Source organism: Pengzhenrongella sp. (assembly GCF_036565025.1).
GTDB lineage: Bacteria > Actinomycetota > Actinomycetes > Actinomycetales > Cellulomonadaceae > Pengzhenrongella.
Window position 1 is genome coordinate 1 of record NZ_DATCNW010000148.1, and the last position, 2,726, is coordinate 2,726.

Here is a 2,726-nt window from a genome sequence, read left to right on the forward strand (position 1 = left end):
ACACCAACCCGTCCGGCGCCGTCCACCCTGTCGGACAACGCGGCGGATGTTGAGCCAACGCACCACCACGTGGCCGTGCACGCCGACCCGACGCGGGCCGGTGCGGACGTCGGGTTGAGCGACCCCTCGACCACCTGTGGACGGCCCGAGCTCCACCCCTCCGGGGCTCCACCCGCCCACAGGGGGACGACGGGACCCAACAGTCCAGAGCAGTCCGACAAGGCCGGGCGGCCGGCCGGCCACGTCCACCGGGTCCGGCCATGCCGGACACCGGACCGACACACCCGACTGCGGGGAATCCGAGCCACTCGATACGCGGTGGGCACCGAGACGACACCGGCCGCCGAAGCACCGTCCACCTGTCCGACGGACGCCGGACAGGTGGACTAGCGGGGGGTGTTTAGTCAGCGTTCTAGCTGCTCGTCGTCACGACCTCTCTCTTGGCTGGGGCCGCGCGAGATGCGGGCTTGCGCGCTACGTCCGCTGCGCATGGCGTCACGTGCCGATGTCGGGAAACCCTTGGCGGACTCCCTTCGGACGTCCTCGGCGACGCTGGACGGTCGCGAGGGTTTTGTGACGTCAGCGACCGGGTCGACCTCGTTGCTGTCGTCGGGCGTCGCGGTCTGCGTGTCAGCGGGTGGTGGCGCGCTCTGCGCCGTCATTCGTGCGTCGATCTCAGAGGCGTGCTCCCGGGCGGCGCTCAGTGCGTCGGCGTGCTTGAACGGTCTGGCTAGCCCGTCACGAGCCTGTGCTGCCTCCCGCTCGGCGACGTCGATCTGCGTGCGAGCCCGCTCGGCCAGCCGGGGTAGACCAACGACACTGTTCTCCATTTGCCGGATGGTCCCGACGTTGCCGGCGGCTGCTCCCGCGAGCGTGATCTGCAGATCGGTGTGCGGTACACCCTCGATCGAGAGGATGACCGACGGCTCGGCGCCGTACTTCCGGGGTGCGGCCGCCGCCAGGAAGGTTTGACCTCCCAGCGTGCCAAGGACGCCAAGCGGGCGGGCGTCACGAGGGTCACGGTGGAACGCGACCCGGCTCTGGTTTTCCAGCGCCCACGAGCGGACGCTCTCGGCCGCGTCTGCTCGTGACGTGACGCGGACGCCGCCCCGGGTCATGGAGAAGGCGTCACCCTGCGTGTCGCACATCTGGGCAACTGCCGCCTCGATGAGAGGAAGGTCCTCCCGACCCGCAACCGCGTGCCGATCGGCCACGACAACGGTGCGCCCGAGCATGACCTGGTTGCGGTTGTAGGCCCGCGAGAGCCGGTCCAGTCGCACCACCTCGGTGTCGGCATGCGCCTTGTCCAGGACCAGCGGGTCACCCGAGGCGAGCGCTTTGACCTCGGCGAACGACAGGGCGTTGTCGCCGACGTCGTCGATCTCCCGCACGTCCAGGCGCCCGCGCATGATCTGCGCGATGAACTTCGCCTTGCGCTCGACGGTTTGCCAGGAGTACGCGTCGAAGGATCCCTCGACGACGTACCGGTAGATGTCGATCTCGGGGTTCTGGTTGCCCTGTCGCAGGACGCGACCTTCGCGCTGGGCGATGTCCGCCGGCCGCCACGGACAGTCCAGGTGATGCTCCGCTACCGCCCGGTCCTGGACGTTGACGCCCACTCCCATCTTCTCCGTCGAGCCGATCAGGACCGCGACTTGCCCGGACCGGGCGGCCGCGAAGAGCCGGCCCTTCTCGGCATCGTTCTTCGCCTCGTGGATGAACCGGATCTCCGATCGCGGGACCCCCTGCAGGACGAGCTGGTCGCGCAGCTCGTCGTAGGCGTTCCACGACTTCGACGGCGTGCCCAGGTCGCAGAACACCAGCTGCAGCGCGCCGGGCGCCGAGCTCGGTTCTCCGGTCGCTGTGTCGAGGTACGCGCGGTCACGGTTCTTGATGTAGCTGGCTGCGATGGTCGACGCGGCGACGCCGAGCTTGTTTCCCTGCCCCGTCCCTTGGCCGCCGGTGACCAGGCGCATGTCGAGGGCGGCCTTGCGCCCATCGGTGACGATCTTCAGCATGTTGTCGTCGCGGGGGTCCACGCCCCCGGACTTCACCAGCTCGGCGCGCTCGCCCAGGTGCGCGACGTAGGTGCGGACTTGGTCGGTCGGGGGGATGACCACGATGCGCGGGCCGCGCACTCCGTCTGGTCGCATGCTCAGGTCCGGGGTCGGGAGCTCCAGGTCCTCGGCCGTCTTCACGTCGGCGAAGACGTGCCACATGCGCAGCATCTCCGGGACGTTCTGGAACTTCGCGAAGCGGGTCGCCTGCCGGAACGACCCTCCACCTTGGGGGGCCATCTCGATCTCGGTGACGGTCTGCCCGAACGTCGCGGCCCACACGTCGAAGTCCGCGACGCCCGCCGCCTCGAGCAGGTCCGGGCGCAGGAAGCGCTGCATCACGTGGGCCTCGGTGATCGAGTTCGCGATCGGCGTCGCGGTCGCCGCGGTGATGACTCGGTCGCCGTGCTGCTCGCGCAGGTACTCGACCTTCATGTGCAGGTCGGTGGCCCGGTTGGACCCGGTGATCGCCGCGTCGCGGATGTTCGTCACCGTCCGCAGGTTCTTGTAGGAGTGCATTTCGTCGACGACCAGGTAGTCGATCCCGGTCTCCTCGAACGTCAGCCCCGCGTCCTCGGGACCATCCAACAGCTTGGCGAGCTTCTCCTCCGCGACGGCCACGAGCTTCTCGACCCGCTTCACGGTCAGACCGTCGCCCTCGCGTGCGTT

At 69.1% G+C, this 2,726-nt stretch carries 1 protein-coding gene; it reads right to left on the reverse strand.

Annotated features, from left to right (window positions below):
- Nucleotides 1–404: 404 nt before the first annotated feature.
- Nucleotides 405–2,726: helicase-related protein (locus VIM26_RS08505; RefSeq protein ID WP_331950116.1), on the reverse strand; the 2,322-nt coding region annotated here is incomplete at its 5' end.